Origin of the sequence: Streptomyces sp. CMB-StM0423, from assembly GCF_002847285.1 — a bacterium.
In the GTDB taxonomy this organism is placed as follows: Bacteria; Actinomycetota; Actinomycetes; order Streptomycetales; family Streptomycetaceae; genus Streptomyces.
This window is the reverse complement of the sequence record NZ_CP025407.1, coordinates 2,171,641-2,192,352: the sequence shown is the minus strand read 5'-3', so window position 1 is coordinate 2,192,352 and position 20,712 is coordinate 2,171,641. Positions and strand designations below refer to the sequence as shown.

The window sequence follows — 20,712 nt, the reverse complement described above, 5'->3', positions numbered from 1 at the left end:
AAACGGGACGGTGCACGGCGGGACCTCCCTGCGGCTCGGGCGAGGATGCGGAGAAAGTACGGCTGTCCGGATGTCCGGTCAATCCTTCTGACAAGGGCTGTCCCGTATCGGTGACAACGTTGTTGTACCGACGGTTTCCCGTGCTGTACCGACTGATTTCAGCCGCCGGCGGGCCGGAAGCTTTCGCGCGGAGTCGCGTGACGGGCCGTCAGGGGCGGGAGCCGGACCAGCGGTAGCGCAGCTCGGGGCGGCCCACTTGGCCGTACTGCGGGGCGCGGACGGCGTGGCCGGTCTCCGCCAGGTGCTCCAGGTAGCGGCGGGCGGTGATGCGCGACGTGCCGGTGGCCTCGCCGGCGGCGGTGGCCGTGAGGCCGTCGTCGCCCGCCCGGCGCAGGGCGTCGGTGACGGCGGCGAGGGTGGGGCCGGACAGCCCCTTGGGCAACGCGGCCTGCGCCGGAGCGCGGAGCGCGGCGAGCGCGCGGTCCACCTCGTCCTGGCCGCCGGCCTCGCCGACGGCGGCGTGGAACTCGGCGTAGCGGACGAGGCGGTCGCGCAGGGTGGCGAAGGCGAACGGCTTCAGCACGTACTGCACGACGCCGAGGGACACCCCTTCGCGGACCACGGCCAGGTCGCGGGCGGAGGTCACGGCGATGACGTCGGCGGCGTGCCCCGCGGTACGCAACGAGCGGAGCAGGGCGAGGCCGTGGCCGTCGGGGAGGTAGAGGTCGAGCAGGATCAGGTCGACGGGCACCTGGTCGAGAAGCCTGGCCGCCTCGCCCCGCGACCGCGCGGCCCCGGCAACGGCGAACCCGGGCACGCGCTCGACGTAGAGCCGGTGCGCATCGGCGGCAACGGGATCGTCCTCGACGACCAGCACCCGAATGGGCGCGGAGCGCCCGGAGGCGGTCACCGGTCCCCCCGGCGGCCGTCGGCGTCCGCCGGGCGCCGGGGGTACGGGTGGCCGGTGTGGGCACGGCGGGCCGAACGCGCGGCTGGATCGGGCAGGTTCGCGGGCTGGGCGGGTGGCGTGGGGCCCGGCTCCGCGGCACGGGTGCGGGGCACAGAACGCGGGGGTGGGCCGGATGGACCCGCGGGGCGACGAGGGCTCGAAGCGGGGTCGGCGGCGTGCCGTTTCGGCGTGGGCTCGTCCTCCGCGGGGATACGGGCCGCCGGCGGGGCCGCCGGGGTCGATCCGCCCGGGTCCGGGTTGTCCGTCGCCGGGTCTGCCGGGGGCGGTGCCGCCTTCGCTCCCGCCTCCGCTCCCGCCTCCGCTCCCGCCTCCGTGCTCAGCGGCGGGCCGGTACCCGGGTCCGGCTCGTCCGCTGCTGCTCCCGCCTCCGCTCCGGGCCCCGGGAGCGCCGCCATCGGCTCCGGGCCGCGGCCCAGGGGCAGGCGGACCGTGAATTCCGCGCCGCCCGTCTCCCCGCTCGTCAGGTTTGCCTCGCCGCCGTGGCGACGGGCGGCCTGGCGGACCAGGGCCAGGCCCAGGCCGCGGCCTGCGGGGCCCGGGGTTTTCGTGGTCCAGCCGCGGGCGAAGACCTCCTCCGCGCAGCTCGGGTCCACCCCCGGGCCGTCGTCCGCCACCCGCAGCAGCAGCTCCCCGTCCGCCGCCAGCGCCGTGACCCGTACCTGCGGCTGCGCCGTGTCCCGTACCCCGGACGCCGTCCGGGTCCTCGCGCCCTCCGCCGCCGCGTCCACCGCGTTGTCGATCAGGTTGCCCAGCACCGTCACCAGGTCCCGCGGCGGCAGCGTCGGCGGGAGCACGCCGTCGTCGATGCGGCTGTCCGGGCTCAGCACCAGCTCCACCCCCTGCTCGTTCGCCTGCGCGGCCTTCCCCAGCAGCAGCGCCGCGAGCACCGGTTCCGTCACCGCGCCCGTCACCCGGTCCGTCAGCGTCTGCGCCAGCTCCAGCTCCGACGTCGCGAACTCCACCGCCTGCGCCGTCCGCCCCAGCTCGATCAGCGAGACCACCGCGTGCAGCCGGTTCGCCGACTCGTGCGCCTGCGAGCGCAGCGCCTCCGCGAAGCCCCGTACCGAGTCCAGCTCGCCCGTCAGCGTCTGCAGCTCCGTGACGTCCCGCAGCGTGACGACCGTGCCGCGGTGCTCGCCGCCCGTGACCGGCGAGGTGTTGACGACCACCGTGCGGTCCCGGGTCAGGTGCACCTCGTCGACCCGCGGCCCCGGCGACAGCAGCGCCTCCGTCAGCGGGCCCGGCTGCCCGAGGTCCGCGACCGGGCGGCCCACGACCTCGCCGCGGGCACCCATGCCGAGCAGCTCCCGCGCGCCGTCGTTGACCAGCGCGATCCGCCCCGCGCCGTCGAGCATCAGCAGGCCCTCGCGGACCGCGTGCAGCGTCGCCTGGTGGTAGTCGTGCAGCCGGCTCAGCTCACCGGCGTTCATGCCGTGCGTGTGCCGCCGCAGCCGCGCGTTGATCAGGTACGTGGCGAGCCCCGCCAGCGCCAGCGCGCCCGCCGCGACGTACAGCACGGGCATGAGCTGCCGCCGCACCTCGTCGCTGATCGTCTTGATGGTGATCCCCGCGCTCACCAGCCCGACGATCCGGCCGTCGTCCGCCCGTACCGGCGTGACCGCGCGCAGCGACGGGCCGAGCGTGCCGGTGTACGTCTCGGTGAAGGTCTCGCCGTTCAGCGCGCGGGCGGTGTGGCCGAGGAACGCCTCGCCGATCACGTCCGGGTTGGGGTGGGTGTAGCGGGTGCCGTCCGGGGCCATGATCGTGATGAAGGTCACCGCGGTGCCCCGCCGGGCGCGCTCGGTGTACGGCTGCAGGACGTCGGAGGGGTTCCCGCCGCCGGTGACCGCCTCCGCGACCCCCGGCGCCGCCGCCACGGACCGCGCCGTGGACTCCGCCTGCCGGGCCGCCGCCTCCTCCGCGCGGTCGTGCGCCGTGACGTACATGAAGACCGCCGCTCCGGCCACCATGAGCGTGACCAGCACGACCTGCATCGCGAAGAGCTGGCCGGCCAGGCTGCGGGGACGGGGGAGGCGCATGGCTCCAGTGTCGCCGGACCGGTCACGTGAACGAAATGAACGCAACGGTGACGCCGTCCGCGGCGGCCGACATATTCACCGGAACCGCAGGGAACCCGAGCCGTGAGGAGGCAGCGACGTGGCTGCACCCACCCCCGTGGCGGGCCGCGTGAAGCGGGACCGCACCCATTTTCTCTACCTCGCCGTCATCGTCGCCGTCCTGGCCGGCGTCCTCGTCGGCTTCGCCGCGCCGGACGCGGCCGTGGAGCTCAAGCCGATAGGCGAGGGCTTCGTCAACCTGATCAAGATGATGATCTCGCCGATCATCTTCTGCACGATCGTGCTGGGCATCGGCTCGGTCCGCAAAGCCGCCAAGGTCGGCGCGGTCGGCGGGCTGGCGCTGGGCTACTTCCTGGTGATGTCCACCGCCGCGCTGGCCATCGGCCTGGTCGTCGGCAACATCGTGCAGCCCGGCGACGGCCTGCACATCACCGACGAGACCCGCAGCGCGGGCGCCGACCAGGCCGCCGCCGGCGACGCGGAGTCGACCACCGAGTTCCTGCTCGGGATCATCCCGCACACCATGGTCTCCGCGTTCACCGAGGGCGAGGTGCTGCAGACACTGTTCGTGGCGCTGCTCGTCGGCTTCGCGCTGCAGGCCATGGGCCGCGTCGGCGAGCCGGTGCTGATCGGCATCGGGCACATCCAGCGGCTGGTCTTCCGGGTGCTCGCGATGATCATGTGGGTGGCCCCGGTGGGCGCCTTCGGCGCCATCGCCGCGGTCGTCGGCGAGACCGGCGTGGACGCGCTGAAGTCGCTGGCCATGATCATGATCGGCTTCTACACCACCTGTGCGCTGTTCGTCTTCGTGGTGCTCGGCCTGGTGCTGAAGTTCTTCACCGGCATCAATATCTTCCGGCTGCTGAAGTACCTGGCCCGGGAGTTCCTGCTGATCGTCTCCACCTCCTCCTCGGAGTCGGCGCTGCCGCGGCTGATCGCGAAGATGGAGCACCTCGGGGTCTCCAAGCCCGTCGTCGGCATCACCGTGCCGACCGGCTACTCCTTCAACCTCGACGGCACCGCCATCTACCTCACCATGGCCTCGCTGTTCATCGCCGAGGCGATGGGCGACTCGCTCACCATCGGCCAGCAGATCTCGCTGCTCGTCTTCATGATCGTCGCCTCCAAGGGCGCCGCCGGCGTCACCGGCGCCGGCCTGGCCACCCTGGCCGGCGGGCTCCAGTCGCACCGCCCCGAACTGGTCGACGGCGTCGGCCTGATCGTCGGCATCGACCGGTTCATGAGCGAAGCCCGGGCGCTGACCAACTTCGCGGGCAACGCCGTGGCCACGGTCCTCATCGGCACCTGGACCAAGGAGATCGACAAGGACCGCGTCGAGGAGGTCCTCGCCGGCCGGGTGCCGTTCGACGAGGCGACCCTGGTGGACGACCACGCGCCCTCGCCGGCGGAGCAGCCGGAGGAGCCTGCGGACACGCCGCTGGAGCCGGGGTCGCAGCCCGTCAAGGTCTGAATAACCCGTTACGAATACGGAAACACAGGACAACCATTCGCCCCCCGGACCGGTCTCCTTGGGCAACATCGAGAACGGGCTGGGGGGCCAGTGGAGCAGCCGCACGTCAGCGTGGTCATCGCCGCGTACAACGCCATGCCGTACCTGACCAGGTGCGTCGAATCGGTGCTCGGGCAGAGCCTGCCGCCGGAGGCCGTCGAGATCGTCGCCGTCGACGACGGCTCGACCGACGGCACCGGCGAGGAGCTGGACCGCTTCGCCCGGCAGCACCCGGGGCGGGTCCGCGTCGTGCACCAGGAGAACTCCGGCGGCCCCGCGGCCCCCCGCAACGCCGGCATCCCGCTGGCCCGCGGCCGCTACGTGTTCTTCCTCGACGCCGACGACTACCTGGGCCCCGAGGCGCTCCAGCGGATGTCCGCGATGGCCGACGAGAACGGCTCGGACGTCGTCCTCGGCAAGCTCGTCGGCGTCGGCGGGCGGAAGCCGCCGACGTCGATGTTCAAGCGCGACCAGCCCGACGCCGACCTCTACGGCTCCCGGGTCTTCTGGGTGCTCAACCCCATGAAGCTGTTCCGCCGCGAGCTGATCGAGCGGCACGGGCTGCGCTTCCCCGAGGAACTGCGCACCGGCGAGGACCAGATCTTCGTGACGAAGGCGTACCTGCACGCGGCGAAGATCTCCGTGCTCGCCTCGTACGACTGCGTGTACTACGTGCTCCGCGACGACGGCGGCAACCTCACCACCACCGTCCGCAAGGCCCCCCGCCCCGGCCCCGGCGGCTCCGGCACGCTCGCCGCGATGTTCGCCCTGGTCGGCGAGAACACCCCCGCGGGCCCCCGCCGCGACCACCTCCTCACCCGCCTCTTCGGGGTCAACCTCCAGCGCGCCCTGCGTGGCGTACAGCGCGAGAGCGACCCTGACCGCTCCCGCCGGATGTTCGCTGCGCTGCACGAGCCCGTCGCCCGCTGGTACAGCGAGACGGCGATCGCGAAGCTCCCGGCGATCGTCCGGCTCCAGGGCGAGCTGGTGCGCCGCGGGCTGTACGACGAGGCGGTGGCGGTCGTCCGGTACATCGGCAGGCGCCGCGACGCGCTCGACCGCGCGGGCGGCGCCAAGCCGGTGCGCTGGCTGGCGCCCGCCGACTTCACCGTCGAGGGCGGCCGGGTCTTCGCCCACTACCCGTACTTCCGCGACTCCCGCCTCGGCCTGCCCGACGCCGTGTTCGACGTGACCCGCCAGGTCGGCGCCCGCTCCTTCATCCGGCCCGGGTCCGTCACCGTCGCCCAGGACCGCCGGGACTCCCGGGTGTTATCGGTCCGCGGCCGGCGCCGCGTCCGGCTGCCCGCGGTGGCGCTGGAGCTGACGGCGACCCGCGAGAGCGACGGGCGTACGGTCACGGTCGCCGTCCCGGCACCCCCCAACGAGCATGTGAACACCGCCACATCCGCCTCCGGCGCGGGCGGCAAGCAGGCGTTCACGGCCCGTATCCGGCTGCCCCGGCCCGGCACCTGGCACCTCGCCCTGCGGATCGCGGGAAACAGCAGGTCGGAGCTGCCTTTGCAGGCCGTACGGGTAGAGAGCGCGAACCCCGCGCGGGCGCTGCTCGGGTGGCTCGGCCGGGGCAACCGGGGAGCGGTGCGCCCGGCTTCCTGATCACGGGGAGGTGACGATCTCGTGCGTAGCTCGTAACCGGGTACAACTTTGCGCATCATTCGGATGTCTTTCAGTCGAGCTGAATTCACTCCGAATTCGGCTGACGCTCACGATCACCACCAGGAGCAGCAGTGTCGACAGGCGCCCCCACGGAGCCGACAGCGAGTACGTCCGGCCAGGCCATCCGAACCACCGCCGTGGTACTGGCGGGCGGCACGGGGCAACGCGTGGGGCTCTCCATACCCAAGCAACTGCTGAAGATCGCCGGGAAGACCGTGATCGAGCACACGCTCACGGTTTTCGAGCAGGCCGACGGCGTCGACGAGATCCTGGTCCTCATGGCCCCCGGCTACGTCGAGGACGTCGAGCGGATCGTCGCCAAGGCCGGGCTGACCAAGGTGCGCCGCGTGCTGGAGGGCGGCGGCACCCGCAACGAGACCACCGAGCGCGCCATCGCCGAGATCGGCGCGGACCTCGCCGAGGGCCAGGACGCGAACGTCCTCTTCCACGACGCCGTACGCCCCCTGCTGTCGGCCCGCGTCATCGCCGACTGCGTCACCGCCCTGGAGCGCTACCAGGCCGTGGACGTCGCCATCCCCTCCGCCGACACGATCATCGTCACCCGGCGGCACGGCGAGGACGGCGAGTTCATCACCGACGTCCCGGACCGCTCCCGGCTGCGCCGCGGGCAGACCCCGCAGGCGTTCAAGCTCTCCACCATCCGGCGGGCGTACGAGGTGGCCGCGGGCGACCCGAACTTCCAGGCCACCGACGACTGCTCGGTGGTGCTGAAGTACCTGCCGGACGTGCCGATCCACGTGGTCGCGGGCGACGAGTACAACATGAAGGTCACCCACCCCGTCGACGTCTTCATCGCCGACAAGCTCTTCCAGCTCGCCTCCACCTCCGCTCCCGAGCACAGCGACGAGGAGGCCCACCGCCGCCTGCTGGAGGGCCGCACGCTCGTCGTCTTCGGCGGCTCGTACGGCATCGGCGGCGACATCTGCGAGCTGGCCCGCCGCTACGGCGCCCACGTCTACCCGCTCGGCCGCTCCACCACCGGCACCCACGTGGAGAACCCCGCCGACATCGAGGCCGCGCTGCGCCGCGCCTACGACGAGACCGGCCGCGTCGACTACGTCGTCAACACCGCCGGCGTGCTGCGCATCGGCCGGCTCGCCGAGACCGACGACGCCGCCCTCGAAGAGGCCCTGCGGGTCAACTACCTCGCCCCGGTGCAGATAGCCAGGATCGCCCACAAGTACCTGGCCGAGACCCGCGGCCAACTGCTGCTCTACACCTCCAGCAGCTACACCCGCGGCCGCGCCGAGTACAGCCTCTACTCCTCCACCAAGGCCGCCGTCGTCAACCTCACCCAGGCGCTCGCCGACGAGTGGGCCGGTGACGGCGTCCGCGTCAACTGCATCAACCCCGAGCGCACCGCCACCCCGATGCGCACCAAGGCGTTCGGCGAGGAGCCCGCCGGCTCGCTGCTGGCCTCCGAGGCCGTCGCCCGCACCTCCCTCGACGTGCTGCTCTCGGAGATGACCGGCCACGTCATCGACGTACGGCAGCAGGATCCGACCCGCGGCTCGCGCGTGGACCGCGCGCTGGCCGCCGTGCTCGACCGCAGCGAGGGCGGCGCCGAGGCGGGTGTGCAGTGACCGGGGCGCTCCTTCGCCTGGTCCGGGTCGGCAGCCCCGCGGAGTTCGCCGCCGCCGCCCTGATGCTGGTCTCGTACCCGCTGATGCTCGTGGCCGCGCTGATCCCGAGCCTCGGCATGTTCGCCGTGGTGGCGGCGGTCAGCTACGTCTCCGACCACTTCCTGCACCGCCGCAACGTCTACCTGCTCACCCGGCTCTCCCGGGCCCGCGCGGGTCTGACGCTCCGCTTCATGCTGCGGCAACTGCTGCTCGTGCTGCTGCTGGCCCGGATGGGCGTCGCGGGCGACACCCTGGGCTACGAGGCCATCGCCTGCTTCGCCCTGATCGCGACGCTCCAGGCGCCGCACAGCGGCCTGCTGACGCTGCTGCGCAACCGCCGCAAGCTGCCCGTCGTCACCCGCAACATCGACCTGGCGCCGCTCGGCATCTCCGACGCCGCGCCCCGGGTGCTCACCCACCGTGCCGCCGAGAAGGTCCAGCACCTCGACCTGTTCGCCGTCACGGGCGTGCTCGTCGCCGCCGAGACCGGGCGGGGCGGGTACGGCTACGCCGGCATGGCCGTGACGCTGGGCCTGACGCTGCTGTACATCCTCGTGGTGGCGTACCACCTGCGGCCCGGCGCGCTGCCGCCGAAGCGGGACGCGGTGCTGGAGTGGTTCGACGAGTGGCTGCGCGCCTACCGGCCGACCCTGGTGCTCTACTTCTCCGGCACCAAGGAGTCCACGTACCAGATCAACATGTGGCTGGAGACGCTGGAGGAACTGGACGAGCGGCCGCTGCTCATCGTGCGCGAGCAGCACACGCTGCCGGGTCTTGCCTCCACCACCGTGCCGGTGGCGTGCGTGCCGTCCGCGGTGCACCTGATGAACATGGACCTGTCGTCGGTACGGGTCGCGCTGTACCCCGCGAACGTCGGCAAGAACATCCACCTGCTGCGGGTGCCCACGATGAAGCACGTCTTCATCGGCCACGGCGACAGCGACAAGGTCGCCAGCATCAACCCGTACGCCAAGGTCTACGACGAGGTGTGGACCGCAGGACGGGCCGGGCGCGACCGCTACGCGCTGGCCGACGTCGGTGTCCGCGACGACGCCATAGTGGAGGTCGGCCGACCGCAACTGGCGCCGATCCGCCCCGCCGAGGCGCCCGCCGCGGACCGCATCCCGACCATCCTCTACGCGCCGACGTGGGAGGGCTGGACCGACGACCCGGGCAACACCTCGCTCATGCTGGCCGGCGAGAACATCGTCCGCCGGCTGCTGGCCGCCGACCCGCCGGTGCGCGTGCTGTACAAGCCGCACCCGTTCACCGGCATGGTCAGCCCGCTCGCCAAGGCCGCCCACGAGCGCATCGTCGCCATGGTCGAGCAGGCCCGCACCCAGCGCGCCGCCGACCCCCGCTGGGTGCGCGCCGCCGCGGCCGAGCAGGGCGAGCGGGAGGCGGCGCGGGCCGAGCTGGCCCGTATCGAGGCGCAGTTGGAGCGGCTCGGCCGCCTCACCGACGACGCCGCCGACGAGGCGCAGACCTCCCGCGACGCCGTGGTCGACCCCGCCCGCGAGGCGGAGGCGGCCCGGCTGAAGGAGGAGTGGAACGACGCCTACTGGCGCTCCTTCGGCTGGTGGGAGCACCGGGTCGTCACCGGCGACCGGCCGCGGCTGTACGACTGCTTCAACGCCTCGCACGGCATGGTCTCGGACATCTCCAGCGTCGTGTCGGACTTCATCGCCAGCGGCAAGCCGTACGCGGTGACCGACTCGGCGGGCCTGGGGGAGCAGGAGTTCAAGCGCCAGAACACCGCGGTACGGGCGGCGGTCATCCTCGCCCCCGACGCCGCCAGGATCGACGAGCTGCTCGCCGCCGTCCCCGACCCCGCGGCCGACCCGCTGCGCGGTGCGCGCGAGGAGCTGAAGGAATACCTGCTCGGACCCGACGAGCCCGCCTCCGTCGTCTGCTTCGGCGAGGCGGTGCGCGCGCTGGCGGAGAAGTCCGAGCGCCGCAATCTAGAGCGCGCCGTCTGAAGGAGAACCGCACGATGACCACCCCTGCGGACACGGCCGCGGCCGGACCCGTACCCGACGTGACGGTGATCACGGGCGCGTACAACTCGATGCCCTACATCACCCGCAGCGTGACCTCGGTGCTGGAGCAGAGCATCGGCACCGACCGGCTCCAGATCCTCGTCATCAACGACGGATCCACCGACGGCACCGGTGCCGAGCTGGACCGGCTCGCCGCGGAGAACCCGGGGATGACCGTCATCCACCAGGAGAACTCCGGCGGCCCGGCCGGCCCGCGCAACGTGGGTCTGGAGCGGGCCACCGGCCGCTACGTGTTCTTCCTCGACGCCGACGACTACATCGGGCGCGAGACGCTGGAGCGGATGGTCCACCTGGCCGACACCCACGGCACCGACGTGGTCGTCGGCAAGATGATCGGCGTCAACGGCCGCAACGCCCCGACGTCCATGTACCACCAGAACCTGGCCCGTACCGACGTGTTCAGCTCCCGCGTGTACTGGACGCTGAACCCGATGAAGCTCTTCCGGCGCGAGCTGGTCGAGAAGCACCGGCTGCGCTTCCGGCCCGAGCTGAAGGTCGGCCAGGACCAGCCGTTCACCAGTGCCGCGTACCTGAACGCCGACGGCATCAGCGTGATCGCCGACTACGAGTGCGTGTACTGGGTCAAGCGCGACGACGGCGGCAACAACACCTCCGTCACCAAGGGCACCGCGCCGCGGATCCGCTTCCTGCGCGCGATGTTCGAGCTGGTCGGCGAGTACGTGCCGGAGGGCCCGCGGCGCCACCACCTGCTGGCCCGGCACTACACCATCGACCTGCCGCACACCATCCGGCAGTTGCGCCGCGAGAAGCACGCCTCGCACCAGCGCGAGGCGTTCCAGGACATGCGGCGGCTCTTCGACGAGTACTACAGCGAGGGCATGGCGGCCCGGCTGTCCACGGTGGAGCGGCTGCTGATGGAGCTGGTGCGCCGCGGCGACCTCGACGACCTGCTCACGGCGTCGAAGTACCACAAGAAGCTGGGCGACCGGGAGGCGGAGCACCTGACGGAGAACGGCCGGGTCTACGCCCGTTACCCGTTCTTCCGGGACCCCGCCAGGAACATCCCGGACGAGTTCTACGACATCACGGACGAATTGCCCATCCCGTTCCGGGTCGGCACGGCGGAGCTGGACCCCGCCACCGGCGTCGTCCACCTCGCCGGGAAGATCAAGGCGCCCGCGCCCGACGGCTGGAGCGCCCCGCCGGAGATGCTGCTCAAGCAGCGCGGCGGCATCGTTGAGCACCGGCTGCCGCTGACCGTGGCCGAGCCGCGGGACGACGCCGGCTACCAGGACTTCCGGCTGGACATCGACCCGGCGACCGCGGGCGGCGGCGAGCCGCTGGCCGAGGCGCTCTGGGACCTCTCGCTGGCCTCGGGCGACACCAACGTCACCCGGTTCGGCGACGAGAACAACCAGGGCCTCGCCAAGCAGCCGGCGATGCACGCGGCGCCCAAGCACGCCGGCTCCGGCCAGGTCGTCACCCTCTACGCGATCCGCTCCACCGGCCACCTCACCCTGGAGCTGGGCGAGATCAAGCACCACGCGGCCAAGCGGTTCGACGTCGCCGCCCAGGCCGTGACGCGCCGCGACGAACTCGTCGTCGACGTGCGCGCCACCGTCTCCGGGCTGCCCGCGGACGCGGTGCGGCTCGACGTCGAGGGCCCCACCGGCATCGTCGCCTCCACCGTCGCCCAGCCCGGCAAGGCCGCCGGCGCCGGCCGGAAGTACCGCGCCCGGCTGCGGCTGCCGCGCGAGGCCCGCAAGCGGCGTGACTCCTTCACGCCGCAGGTCACCGTACGCGCCGGGAGCCTCGCCTGGACCGTGCCCGTCAGCCCCGCCGAGCCCGCCCCGGCCGACGCGGGACCGCCGGCCGGCCGGAACATCGTCACGGTGCTGCGCCGGCTCGCCGCGCGCAAGTGACGTCGAGGCGCGGCAGGCGTACCCCACACCACCAGCACCGTTACCCGGAGGGTTGATGCACGGCCAGCAGGCCCCGGCGCTCCAAGCGCACGATCCGACCGAGCGCCGGTCCCGGCCGGACGCGCAGCGCGCGGCCGGTCCCGGCCGGGGGTTCCGTCCCGACGTCGAGGGCCTGCGGGCCGTCGCCGTCGGGGTGGTGCTGCTCTACCACGCCGGCGTCCCGCTGATCACCGGCGGCTACGTCGGCGTGGACGTCTTCTTCGTCATCTCCGGCTTCCTGATCACCGGGCTGCTGGTGCGCGAGCTGGAGCGCAGCGGGCGGATCTCCCTCACCGGGTTCTACGCGCGCCGCGCCCGCCGGCTGCTGCCGTCGACCGCCGTCGTGCTGGCGGCGGTCGCGCTGCTGGCGTGGCTGCTGATGTCGCCGGTGGAACGCAAGACGGTCGCCAAGGACCTGGCCGCGGCCGCGCTGTACGTCGTCAACTGGCAGCAGGCGTCGCTCGCCGTCGACTACTCCGCGCTCGGCGCCGACGCCAGCCCCGTACAGCACTTCTGGTCGCTGGCGGTCGAGGAGCAGTTCTACCTGGTCTGGCCGCTGCTGATCATCGCCATCGGCTGGTGGTGCACGCGCCGCGGCGGCAAGGCGGTGCGCCCGCGGCTGGCCGTCGCGCTCGGCGCCATCGCCGTGGCCTCGTTCGCGTACTCGGTCCACCTCACGCAGGAGGAGGCCGGCGCCGCGTACTTCTCCACCTTCACCCGGGGCTGGGAGCTGGCGGTCGGCGGGCTGGTCGCGCTGGTGCCCGCGGGCGCCTGGCGGCGGCTGCCGGGCCGGCTCGCCGGCGGGCTGGCCCTCGCCGGGCTCGCGGCCATCGCGGTGGCCGCCCTCGGCTTCTCCGACGAGACCCCCTTCCCCGGCTCCGCCGCCGCGCTGCCCGTGCTGGGCGCCGCCGCGATCATCGCGGCCGGGGCCGCGGCGCAGGACACGGCGGGTGCGAAGCTGCTGGGCACCGCGCCGATGCGGTACGTGGGGCGCATCTCGTACTCCTGGTACCTGTGGCACTGGCCGGCCGTCGCCTTCGCGACCGTCAAGTGGCCCGACATCACCACCGCCCAGCTCTCGGTCGTCGTCGCGGCGAGCTGGGTGCCCGCCGCGCTCACCCACAAGCTGGTGGAGAATCCGGTACGGGTCTCGCGCGCGCTGGCGCCGGTGGGCCGCGGCCTCGTCCTCGGCCTCGCCTGCACCGCCGCCGGCGCCCTGCTGGGCTGGCTGACCTGGGCCACCGTGCCGACCATGAAGCTCGCCGACCCCTCGCAGGCCGTCGGCGCCGCCGCGCTGCAGGACTCCACGAAGGTCCAGGAGTCCGCCTCGGTGCTCAGCCCGCTGCCCGAGGACGCCGACGCCGACGAGGGCGCGGTGTACGGCAACGGCTGCCACGCGGGCCAGCGCGACACCGAGGCCGAGGGCTGCGTCTACGGCGACAAGAAGTCGGACACCACGGTGGCGCTCTTCGGCGACTCGCACGCCGCGCAGTTCTCCCCGGCGCTGATCACCGTCGCCGAGGAGCGCGGCTGGCGGCTGCTGATCCTCACCAAGTCCGCCTGCACGCCGGCCAAGGTCACGATCTACAACCGGCAGTACGAGCGCGACTACACCGAGTGCGACGACTGGCGCGCCTCCGCCGTCGAGCGCATCGCGGAGGAGGAGGCCGACCTCGTCCTCGTCGGCAACCGCGACGACCAGGCGGCCATGAGCGGCGGCGACAAGCTCGACGGCGACGACAACACCGCCGCACTGCGCGACGGGATGGCCGCCACGCTGCGCGAGCTGGAGGACAACGGGGCGGACGTCACAGCGTTCGCCGACATCCCGTACCCGCCGCAGGACATACCCTCGTGCGTGTCGGGAGCCACCGACCAACTCACCGACTGCGCGTTCCCGCTGCGCGAGGGGCTGGGATACGAGCAGGTCACCACGGAGGCGGCGAAACGGACCGGGGTCGACGTCATCGACCTCGCGCCCGAGCTCTGCCCGGACGGTACCTGCCCGGCCGTCATCGGCAACGTGATCGTCTACCGGGCCGGTGAGCACATCACCGAGACGTACATGCAGACGCTCACGGGCTGGCTGGACGACCAGTTGCCGGAGAGCGTCGGATGAGAGAAGGACTTCTGATGCCGACGCAGCCAACGCCGCCGTCGCTGGTGCCCACGGTGCCGCGCGGCGGGCGCCTCCTCCACATAGGTCCGCACAAGACCGGCACCACCGCGCTGCAGGGCGCGTTCCACAGCGCCCGCGACCGGCTGCCCGCGTACGACGTGGTCTACGCCGGCAGCAAGCGGCAGCCGGTGGCGGCGGCGCTCGCCAAGATCGGGGTGGAGTTCCCTGGGCCCGCGGGCCCGCCCGTACGCGAAGAGCTCGACGTGTTCCTGCAGCGCGACCGTCCCGGCATGGAGCGCTGGCGGCGGCTGGTTGAGCAGTGCGAGCAGGCCGCTGACCGGCGCACGGTCATCAGCACCGAGTACTTCTCCAACGCCGGCGACGACGCCGCCCGCGAGGTCGTCGCGGAACTCGGCGGCGGGGGGCGGGTGCACGTGGTCGTCACGCTGCGGCCGCTGCTGAAGATCCTGCCGTCGCAGTGGCAGCAGTACGTGCGCAACGGGCTGCGCTCGTCGTACGAGGACTGGCTGGAGGCCATGTTCCACCGGGAGCCGTGTATCGAGCCGACGCCCAGCTTCTGGCGTCGGCACCGGCACGACGAGCTGATCGCCCGCTGGGCGGCGGCCGCGGGCCCGGAGAACCTGACCGTCCTGGTGCAGGACGAGTCCGACCAGCAGATGCAGCTCCGCGTCTTCGAGGAGTTCGCCGGGCTGCCCGCCGGGTTCCTCGTCTACGACGAGCGCGACAACCGGTCGATGACCCACGGCGAGGCCGAACTGGTCCGGCTGCTCAACGTGGAGTCGCACCGCCGCGGCTGGTCCGTGGAGCGGCACGGCAAGGTCGTACGCGCCGGGGCGCTGCGCCGGATGCGCGACAAGTACCAGCCCGGCCGCGACGAGGCGCGCGTCACCACCCCCGAGTGGGCGGTGGCCGAGGCCACGGAGCTGGCCGAGGAGATGACCGCCGCCATCGCCGCGCTCGGCGTCAACATCGTCGGCGACCTGGCGTCGCTGGCGAAGCGGCCGAGCGCGCCGGCCGTGCCGCCGGCCGAGGCGACGATCCCCGCGGCCGCCGCGGCGCAGGCCGTCATCGGCGCGCTGCTCGCGCAGTCCTCGCTCGACACCAGGGCCGCCGCCGAGGCGGCCGCGCACGACAGCAAGGCCGCCGCGGCGGCGAAGGACGCCGCCGGGCCGAACTCCTCCGGGTCCGGCGCGTCCACCGCCACCGGGACGGCCGCCACCCCCACGCCCGAGCCGGCGCCCGCCGACGCCTCCGCCGGAGGCCGGGGCGGCGCCACCAACCCGCTGCGGAGCGCCGCCAGGCGCGGCCTTCGCCGTATCCGCCGATAACCAGAAGGACCTGCACGGATGTCGTTGAGAATCACTGTGATCGGCACCGGCTACCTCGGTGCCACGCACGCCGCCGCGATGGCGGAGCTGGGCTTCGAGGTGCTCGGCCTGGACGTCGTCAAGGAGAAGGTCGAGCTGCTGTCGGCGGGCAGAGTGCCGATGTACGAGCCGGGCCTCGAAGAGCTGCTCCGCAAGCACGTCGCGGGGATCGAGGGCGCCACGGGGCGGCTGCGCTTCACCACGGACTGGGACGAGGTGGCCGCCTTCGGCGACGTGCACTTCGTGTGTGTCAACACGCCGCAGAAGCAGGGTGAGTACGGCTGCGACATGAGCTACGTCGACGCCGCGATCGACACCCTGGCGCCCCGGCTCGACCGCCCGTGCCTGGTGGTCGGGAAGTCGACGGTGCCGGTGGGCTCCGCGGCCCGGCTGGCACGCCGGCTGGCTGAGCTGGCGCCGGCGGGCGAGCAGGCAGAGCTGGCCTGGAACCCGGAGTTCCTGCGCGAGGGCTTCGCCGTCGAGGACACCCTGCGCCCCGACCGCGTCGTCGTCGGCGTCGCGAGCGAGCGCGCCGAGGAGCTGCTGCGCGAGGTGTACGCGGGCCCGGTCGGCGACGGCGCCCCGTTCGTGGTCGCCGACTACCCCACCGCCGAGCTGGTGAAGACCTCCGCCAACGCCTTCCTCGCCACGAAGATCTCGTTCATCAACGCCATGGCGGAGATATGCGAGGCGGCGGACGGCGACGTGGTCAAGCTGGCCGAGGCGATCGGCTACGACGACCGGATCGGGAAGAAGTTCCTGCGCGCCGGGATCGGCTTCGGCGGGGGCTGTCTGCCCAAGGACATCCGGGCGTTCATGGCCCGCGCCGGTGAACTCGGCGTGGACCAGGCGCTGACGTTCCTGCGCGAGGTCGACTCGATCAACATGCGCCGCCGTGCCCACATGGTCGAACTCGCCCGCGAAGCCTGCGGCGGGACCTTCCTGGGCCGCCGGATCGGCGTCCTGGGCGCCGCGTTCAAGCCCGACTCCGACGACGTGCGCGATTCCCCCGCGCTCAACGTCGCCGGGCAGATCCACCTCCAGGGCGGCCAGGTCACCGTCTACGACCCGAAGGGCATGGACAACGCCCGCCGGGAGTTCCCCACGCTGCGCTACGCGGACTCCGCCGAGGACGCGGTCGGCAGCGCCGATGTCGTGCTGCACCTCACCGAATGGAGCGAGTTCCGCAACCTCGACCCGCGCCGGCTCGCCCGCGCCGCAGCCACCGCGCACCTCATCGACGGCCGCAACACCCTGGACCCGGCGCCCTGGCGCGCCGCGGGCTGGACCTTCCGCGCCATCGGCCGTCCCGCGCTCTGAACCTTCTCCCGCACCACTCCGCAGCACCCCCACACGAACGGAACCACCCCCACCATGAAGCACCTTCTCATCCGATCAGGTAAGAGCCCCTTCCACATCCCGACGACGACGGAGGTCATCCAGCAGGACCTCATCGGCACCAACTCCGGGAACCTGCTCTTCAGTGACGCCGTCCACAAACTGCTCCTGACCCCGGACACCGACGTCACGTCCAACGGCATCAAGACGGACTACTCCAAGGAGCGTGCCGCGCAGATAAACGAGGAGTACGACGCCTTCGTCGTGCCGCTCGCCAACGCCTTCCGGCCGTCGTTCGAAGCCTCGCTCAACCGGCTCACCGGGCTCATCGAGCAACTGACCATCCCCGTCGTCGTCATCGGCGTCGGCGCCCAGGTCGCCGCGGACTACGACACCGAGCGGCTCAAGTCCATCGAGCCGTCGGTGAAGAGGTTCATGAAGGCGGTGCTCAAGCGGTCCGCGTCGGTGGGCGTACGCGGCGAGCTGACCGCCGGCTACCTGAACGAACTCGGCTTCAAGGACGTCGACATCATCGGCTGCCCGTCGATGTTCCTCTACGGCGACACCTTCCCCGAGATCCGCAGGACCGACGCCGGCATCACCGACGCCTCCCGGATCGCGATCAACGTCTCGCCGGACGCCGTCCGCGTCGGCCCCATCGCGGAGATCGCGCAGCGCACGTACGAGCGCTTCGACGACCTCGTGTACTACGCGCAGAACCTCACCGACGCCGAACTCCTGCTCTGGGGCGACACGTCGGTGGAGAAGGGGCTGACCCCCGAGCTGCCGACCGCCGGCGCGCACGGTCTGCTGCGCGACGACAAGACGCGGGTGCCCACCGACCCGTACGGCTGGATGGCCGAGCTGCGCGAGCGCGACTTCGCCTTCGGCACCCGCATCCACGGCAACATCGCCGCGCTGCTCGCCGGCACCCCCGCCGTCGTGCTCGTCCACGACTCGCGCACCCTGGAGCTCTGCCGCTACTTCGGCATCCCGCACGAGATGCTGGCCGACCAGCCCGCCGGCATGGACCCGGCCGAGGTGTACGAGAAGGCCGACTTCTCCGGGCTGCACACCGGCCACCAGGAGCGCTGGGACCGCTTCGTCCGCTTCCTCGACCGCAACGACCTCAAGAACACCTACTCCCACGGTGACGGCGGCGCCGCGTTCGAGAAGCGCATGGCCGATCTCGACCTGCCGCCCTCGATCCGGATGTGGGACGGCTCCGACGACGGCGCGTACGCCTACCGCTTCGCGTGGCTGCACGAGCGGGCGGACATCGCCCGCAAGCGGCTGGACGGCGCGGTGCGCCGCGCCACGGAGCTGAAGGAGCGCAACGAGGAGCTGGCCGGGGAGGTCGAGCGGCTGGAGAAGCGGCTCGCCGGTCTTGAGCGGCGCGTCACGGCCATGGACAAGCGGCCGATGGCACGGCTCGGCGGGGTCTTCAAGGGCCGGGGCGGGCGAGGCTGATGACACAGCGGCAGGGCGCGCTCCCGCCGGGTACCCGGCTGGTGCACATCGGGCCGCACAAGACCGGCACCACGACGCTGCAGGGGGCGTTCCACCGCAGCCGGCGCGCGCTGGCCGCGCACGGCGTCCGGTACGCCGGCGCCTCCCGGCAGCCCGCGCACGCCGCCGCCGCGATCGCCGGCGGGACCCCCGTGCACAGCCTGGAGGCGCCGAGCATGGCGCACTGGGAGAAGCTGTGCGCGGAGGTCGCCGGCGCGGGGCGGCGGCGCCGGGTCGTCGTCAGCAGCGAGCGCTTCGCCAACGCGGACGCCGGTGCGGCGCGCGCGGTGGTCGACGGGCTCGGCGGGGAGCGGGTGCACGTCGTCGTCACGCTGCGGCCGCTGGTGAAGATCCTGCCGTCGCAGTGGCAGGAGTACATCAAGTCCGGCCACCAGCACACGTACGAGAAGTGGCTCGACGGGATGCTGCGCAGACCGCCGTACCGGAAGCCGACGCCGTCGTTCTGGCGGCGGCACCGGCACGACGAACTGGTGGCGCGCTGGGCGGACACCGTCGGGGCGGACCGCCTCACGGTGGTCGTCGTCGACCAGGCGGAACCGCTGGCGCACCTGCGCGCGTTCGAGGTGCTGCTGGGGCTGCCGGACGGGGTGCTGGAGCCGGAGCAGGACGGGTTCACCAACCGCTCGCTGACCGCCGGGGAGGTGGAGGTGCTGCGGCTCGTGAACAGGGAGCTGGCCAGGGCCGAACGCCCGGCGCCGGAACGCAAGCTGGTGCGCGAGGCCCTGGTGCGCAGCCTGCGCGGAGCGCACGTGCCGACGGACCCCGCGGAGCGGATCGCCACGCCCGCGTGGGCGCGGCGGGCGGCGGCGGAGGTCAGCGCGGAGATGGTCGCGGGGATCAGGAAGTCGGGCGTCCGGGTGGTGGGGGACCTGGACACGCTGGTGCCGGAGCCGGCCGCCGGGGACCCGGCGGGCTCTGCCGGGTCTGCGGGGTCCGGGGACTCCGCCGCCGCGGAGCCGTCGTTGCCGGTGGGCGCGGCGTACGCGGCGGTGACGGGGGCGCTGCTGGCGGCGGCCGAGGCGCCGTAGCGCCGGGCCCCGGGGGCGCGGCGGCCCGGCATATAGTCCGGGTCCCGGGCCTGTTGGCGCCGGGGCGGCGAGAGGGAGGCGGGCACATGGCGGAAGCGGTGCCGGGGCTGGTGCGGATCACGGACCGGGTGTGGTGGTGGCCGCACCACCCGGAACCGGACCGGGTGCGGGCGGGCGTCGGGGTGATCGCCGGTGACGACGGCTGCCTGCTCGTCGACGCCGGTCACAGCCCGGCGCTGGCCCGCCGCATCCGCAACGCCCTCGGTGGCGCGGGCCTGCCGAAGGCGCGGGCCCTCGTCTACACCCACCACCACTGGGACCACGTCTGGGGCGCGCAGGAGTGGGGCGTGCCGGTGACCGCGCACGAGCTGACGGCGGACGCGCTGCGCGCGGAGGCGGCGAAGCCCTGGTCGGAGGCGTACGTACGGGCCGAGATGGCCCGTGACCCGCGACTGGTCCCGAGCTACGCGGCGCGCCTGCGGGCCATGGGGGAGGACGGCTGGGACTCGTTCCGCATCGTGCCGCCCGCCGGGACGTTCACCGGCCGGCACGTGATCCGGCTCGGCGGCGTGACGGCCGAACTGCGGCACGTCGGCGGGCGGCACGCGGCGGACTCGACGGTGGTCGGGGTGCCGTCGGAGGGCGTGCTGTTGGTGGGCGACTGCTACTACCCGCCTCCGTACCACCTGCGGGAGGAGGGGGCGGGCCCGGACCTGGCGCTGGCGCTGGCGCGGGAGCTGGTGAGCGGGGAGTACGAGTGGTACGTGGAGAGCCACGGGGCACCGCGCCGCCGCAAGGAGGCGGAGGCGGCCCTGGGAGGCTGACCCCCGGCCCCCTCAGTCCAGCGTGCGCGACAGATACGCGTGCAGCAGCGTCCGGGTCTCCGCCAGCAGTTCCGCGTCGCCCTCCGGGTCGGCGCGGAACGCGAGTTGGAGCAGCGCGTCGGCCGCCTCGACCGCCACCAGGCACGACCGCTGGAGCGACGGCGTCACCGGCAGGGACAGCCGCTCCGCGAGGATGTCGCAGAGCCGGGCCGCGACCGGGTCGTTGGCCTCGAAGTCCACCTGCGCGAAGCCGGGGACCGTCCGCATCATCGCGACGTACTCCGCCAGCATCGAGTCCAGGATGCGCCGCCAGCCGGCCTGCGCGGGCTCGGCGGCCAGCCGGCGGGTGACGCGGCCGGTGAAGTCGTCGAGGTTGCGGGCGGCGAGCGCGTCGGCGAGGGCGCGCTTGTTGGGGAAGAAGCGGTACACCGAGCCGATGGGCACGCCCGCGCGGTCGGCGACGGCGCTGGTCGTCAGCTCCTCGTAGCCGGTCTCGTCGAGGAGTTCGGCGCAGGCGTCGAGGATCCGGGCCAGCCGCTCGGCGCTGCGCTGCTGGACGGGGGTGCGGCGGAGGGAGGGGGTGCTCACGCCGTCCATGGTGCCGGACCGCTCCGCCGCCGCGTCGCCG

The 20,712-nt window shown here is 73.0% G+C and carries 14 protein-coding genes; 11 read left to right on the top strand and 3 right to left on the bottom strand.

The window, feature by feature from the left end:
* Positions 1 to 208: 208 nt before the first annotated feature.
* Complete coding sequence (locus CXR04_RS09105; protein WP_101421352.1) at positions 209 to 910, bottom strand: response regulator; 702 nt, start codon at positions 908 to 910, stop codon at positions 209 to 211.
* A complete protein-coding gene (locus CXR04_RS09100; RefSeq protein ID WP_101421351.1) occupies positions 907 to 3,009 on the bottom strand; it encodes a sensor histidine kinase in 2,103 nt (700 codons plus the stop codon). The genes CXR04_RS09105 and CXR04_RS09100 overlap by 4 nt, the downstream gene beginning before the upstream one ends.
* A 136-nt stretch (positions 3,010 to 3,145) precedes the next feature.
* On the opposite strand from CXR04_RS09100, the gene CXR04_RS09095 reads away from it, so the two are divergent.
* From CXR04_RS09095 to CXR04_RS09045, 11 genes are all read left to right on the top strand, one after another.
* On the top strand, positions 3,146 to 4,519 hold the full coding sequence (locus CXR04_RS09095) for a cation:dicarboxylate symporter family transporter (RefSeq protein ID WP_101421350.1): 1,374 nt from the start codon (positions 3,146 to 3,148) through the stop codon (positions 4,517 to 4,519).
* A 90-nt stretch (positions 4,520 to 4,609) separates the two neighbouring features.
* Positions 4,610 to 6,172 carry a glycosyltransferase family 2 protein gene (locus tag CXR04_RS09090; protein ID WP_234380125.1) on the top strand — a complete coding sequence of 521 codons (1,563 nt, stop codon included), beginning with the start codon at positions 4,610 to 4,612 and terminating at the stop codon, positions 6,170 to 6,172.
* Positions 6,173 to 6,354: 182 nt separating this feature from the next.
* Positions 6,355 to 7,836, top strand: a complete 1,482-nt coding sequence (locus CXR04_RS09085; protein ID WP_199850613.1) for a bifunctional cytidylyltransferase/SDR family oxidoreductase — start codon at positions 6,355 to 6,357, stop codon at positions 7,834 to 7,836.
* The gene (locus tag CXR04_RS09080) at positions 7,833 to 9,854 is read left to right on the top strand and encodes a hypothetical protein (RefSeq protein WP_101421348.1); all 2,022 of its coding nucleotides are present in this window, start codon (positions 7,833 to 7,835) and stop codon (positions 9,852 to 9,854) included. Before CXR04_RS09085 ends, CXR04_RS09080 begins: the two co-directional genes overlap by 4 nt.
* Before the next feature lie 14 nt (positions 9,855 to 9,868).
* Positions 9,869 to 11,818 carry a glycosyltransferase family 2 protein gene (locus CXR04_RS09075; protein WP_101421347.1) on the top strand — a complete coding sequence of 650 codons (1,950 nt, stop codon included), beginning with the start codon at positions 9,869 to 9,871 and terminating at the stop codon, positions 11,816 to 11,818.
* Between the two features lie 55 nt (positions 11,819 to 11,873).
* Complete coding sequence (locus CXR04_RS09070; protein WP_101421346.1) at positions 11,874 to 13,976, top strand: acyltransferase family protein; 2,103 nt, start codon at positions 11,874 to 11,876, stop codon at positions 13,974 to 13,976.
* 14 nt (positions 13,977 to 13,990) lie between these two features.
* Positions 13,991 to 15,325: a hypothetical protein gene (locus CXR04_RS09065; RefSeq protein ID WP_101421345.1), complete on the top strand. Its 1,335-nt coding sequence runs from the start codon at positions 13,991 to 13,993 to the stop codon at positions 15,323 to 15,325.
* Between the two features lie 18 nt (positions 15,326 to 15,343).
* Entirely contained in the window at positions 15,344 to 16,684 is a 1,341-nt protein-coding gene (locus CXR04_RS09060; protein ID WP_101421344.1) for a UDP-glucose dehydrogenase family protein, read from the top strand.
* A 54-nt stretch (positions 16,685 to 16,738) separates the two neighbouring features.
* Positions 16,739 to 18,172 carry a polysaccharide pyruvyl transferase family protein gene (locus CXR04_RS09055; RefSeq protein ID WP_101421343.1) on the top strand — a complete coding sequence of 478 codons (1,434 nt, stop codon included), beginning with the start codon at positions 16,739 to 16,741 and terminating at the stop codon, positions 18,170 to 18,172.
* Complete coding sequence (locus tag CXR04_RS09050; protein WP_101421342.1) at positions 18,172 to 19,260, top strand: hypothetical protein; 1,089 nt, start codon at positions 18,172 to 18,174, stop codon at positions 19,258 to 19,260. The genes CXR04_RS09055 and CXR04_RS09050 overlap by 1 nt, the downstream gene beginning before the upstream one ends.
* An 86-nt stretch (positions 19,261 to 19,346) precedes the next feature.
* On the top strand, positions 19,347 to 20,084 hold the full coding sequence (locus CXR04_RS09045) for an MBL fold metallo-hydrolase (protein WP_101421341.1): 738 nt from the start codon (positions 19,347 to 19,349) through the stop codon (positions 20,082 to 20,084).
* Positions 20,085 to 20,096: 12 nt separating this feature from the next.
* Here CXR04_RS09045 and CXR04_RS09040 read toward each other — a convergent pair whose 3' ends face one another.
* Positions 20,097 to 20,681 (bottom strand): TetR/AcrR family transcriptional regulator, encoded by a 585-nt coding sequence (locus tag CXR04_RS09040; protein WP_101426268.1) that lies wholly within the window; start codon positions 20,679 to 20,681, stop codon positions 20,097 to 20,099.
* Between the last annotated feature and the right edge of the window lie 31 nt (positions 20,682 to 20,712).

What these genes read in the sequence shown, in the direction of transcription:
- CXR04_RS09100 (WP_101421351.1), bottom strand. Translation starts at nt 3,009, where the DNA reads ATGCGCCTCCCCCGTCCCCGCAGCCTGGCCGGCCAGCTCTTCGCGATG.
- CXR04_RS09075 (WP_101421347.1), top strand. Translation starts at nt 9,869, where the DNA reads ATGACCACCCCTGCGGACACGGCCGCGGCCGGACCCGTACCCGACGTG.
- CXR04_RS09070 (WP_101421346.1), top strand. Translation starts at nt 11,874, where the DNA reads ATGCACGGCCAGCAGGCCCCGGCGCTCCAAGCGCACGATCCGACCGAG.
- CXR04_RS09065 (WP_101421345.1), top strand. Translation starts at nt 13,991, where the DNA reads ATGCCGACGCAGCCAACGCCGCCGTCGCTGGTGCCCACGGTGCCGCGC.
- CXR04_RS09060 (WP_101421344.1), top strand. Translation starts at nt 15,344, where the DNA reads ATGTCGTTGAGAATCACTGTGATCGGCACCGGCTACCTCGGTGCCACG.
- CXR04_RS09055 (WP_101421343.1), top strand. Translation starts at nt 16,739, where the DNA reads ATGAAGCACCTTCTCATCCGATCAGGTAAGAGCCCCTTCCACATCCCG.
- CXR04_RS09050 (WP_101421342.1), top strand. Translation starts at nt 18,172, where the DNA reads ATGACACAGCGGCAGGGCGCGCTCCCGCCGGGTACCCGGCTGGTGCAC.
- CXR04_RS09045 (WP_101421341.1), top strand. Translation starts at nt 19,347, where the DNA reads ATGGCGGAAGCGGTGCCGGGGCTGGTGCGGATCACGGACCGGGTGTGG.
- CXR04_RS09040 (WP_101426268.1), bottom strand. Translation starts at nt 20,681, where the DNA reads ATGGACGGCGTGAGCACCCCCTCCCTCCGCCGCACCCCCGTCCAGCAG.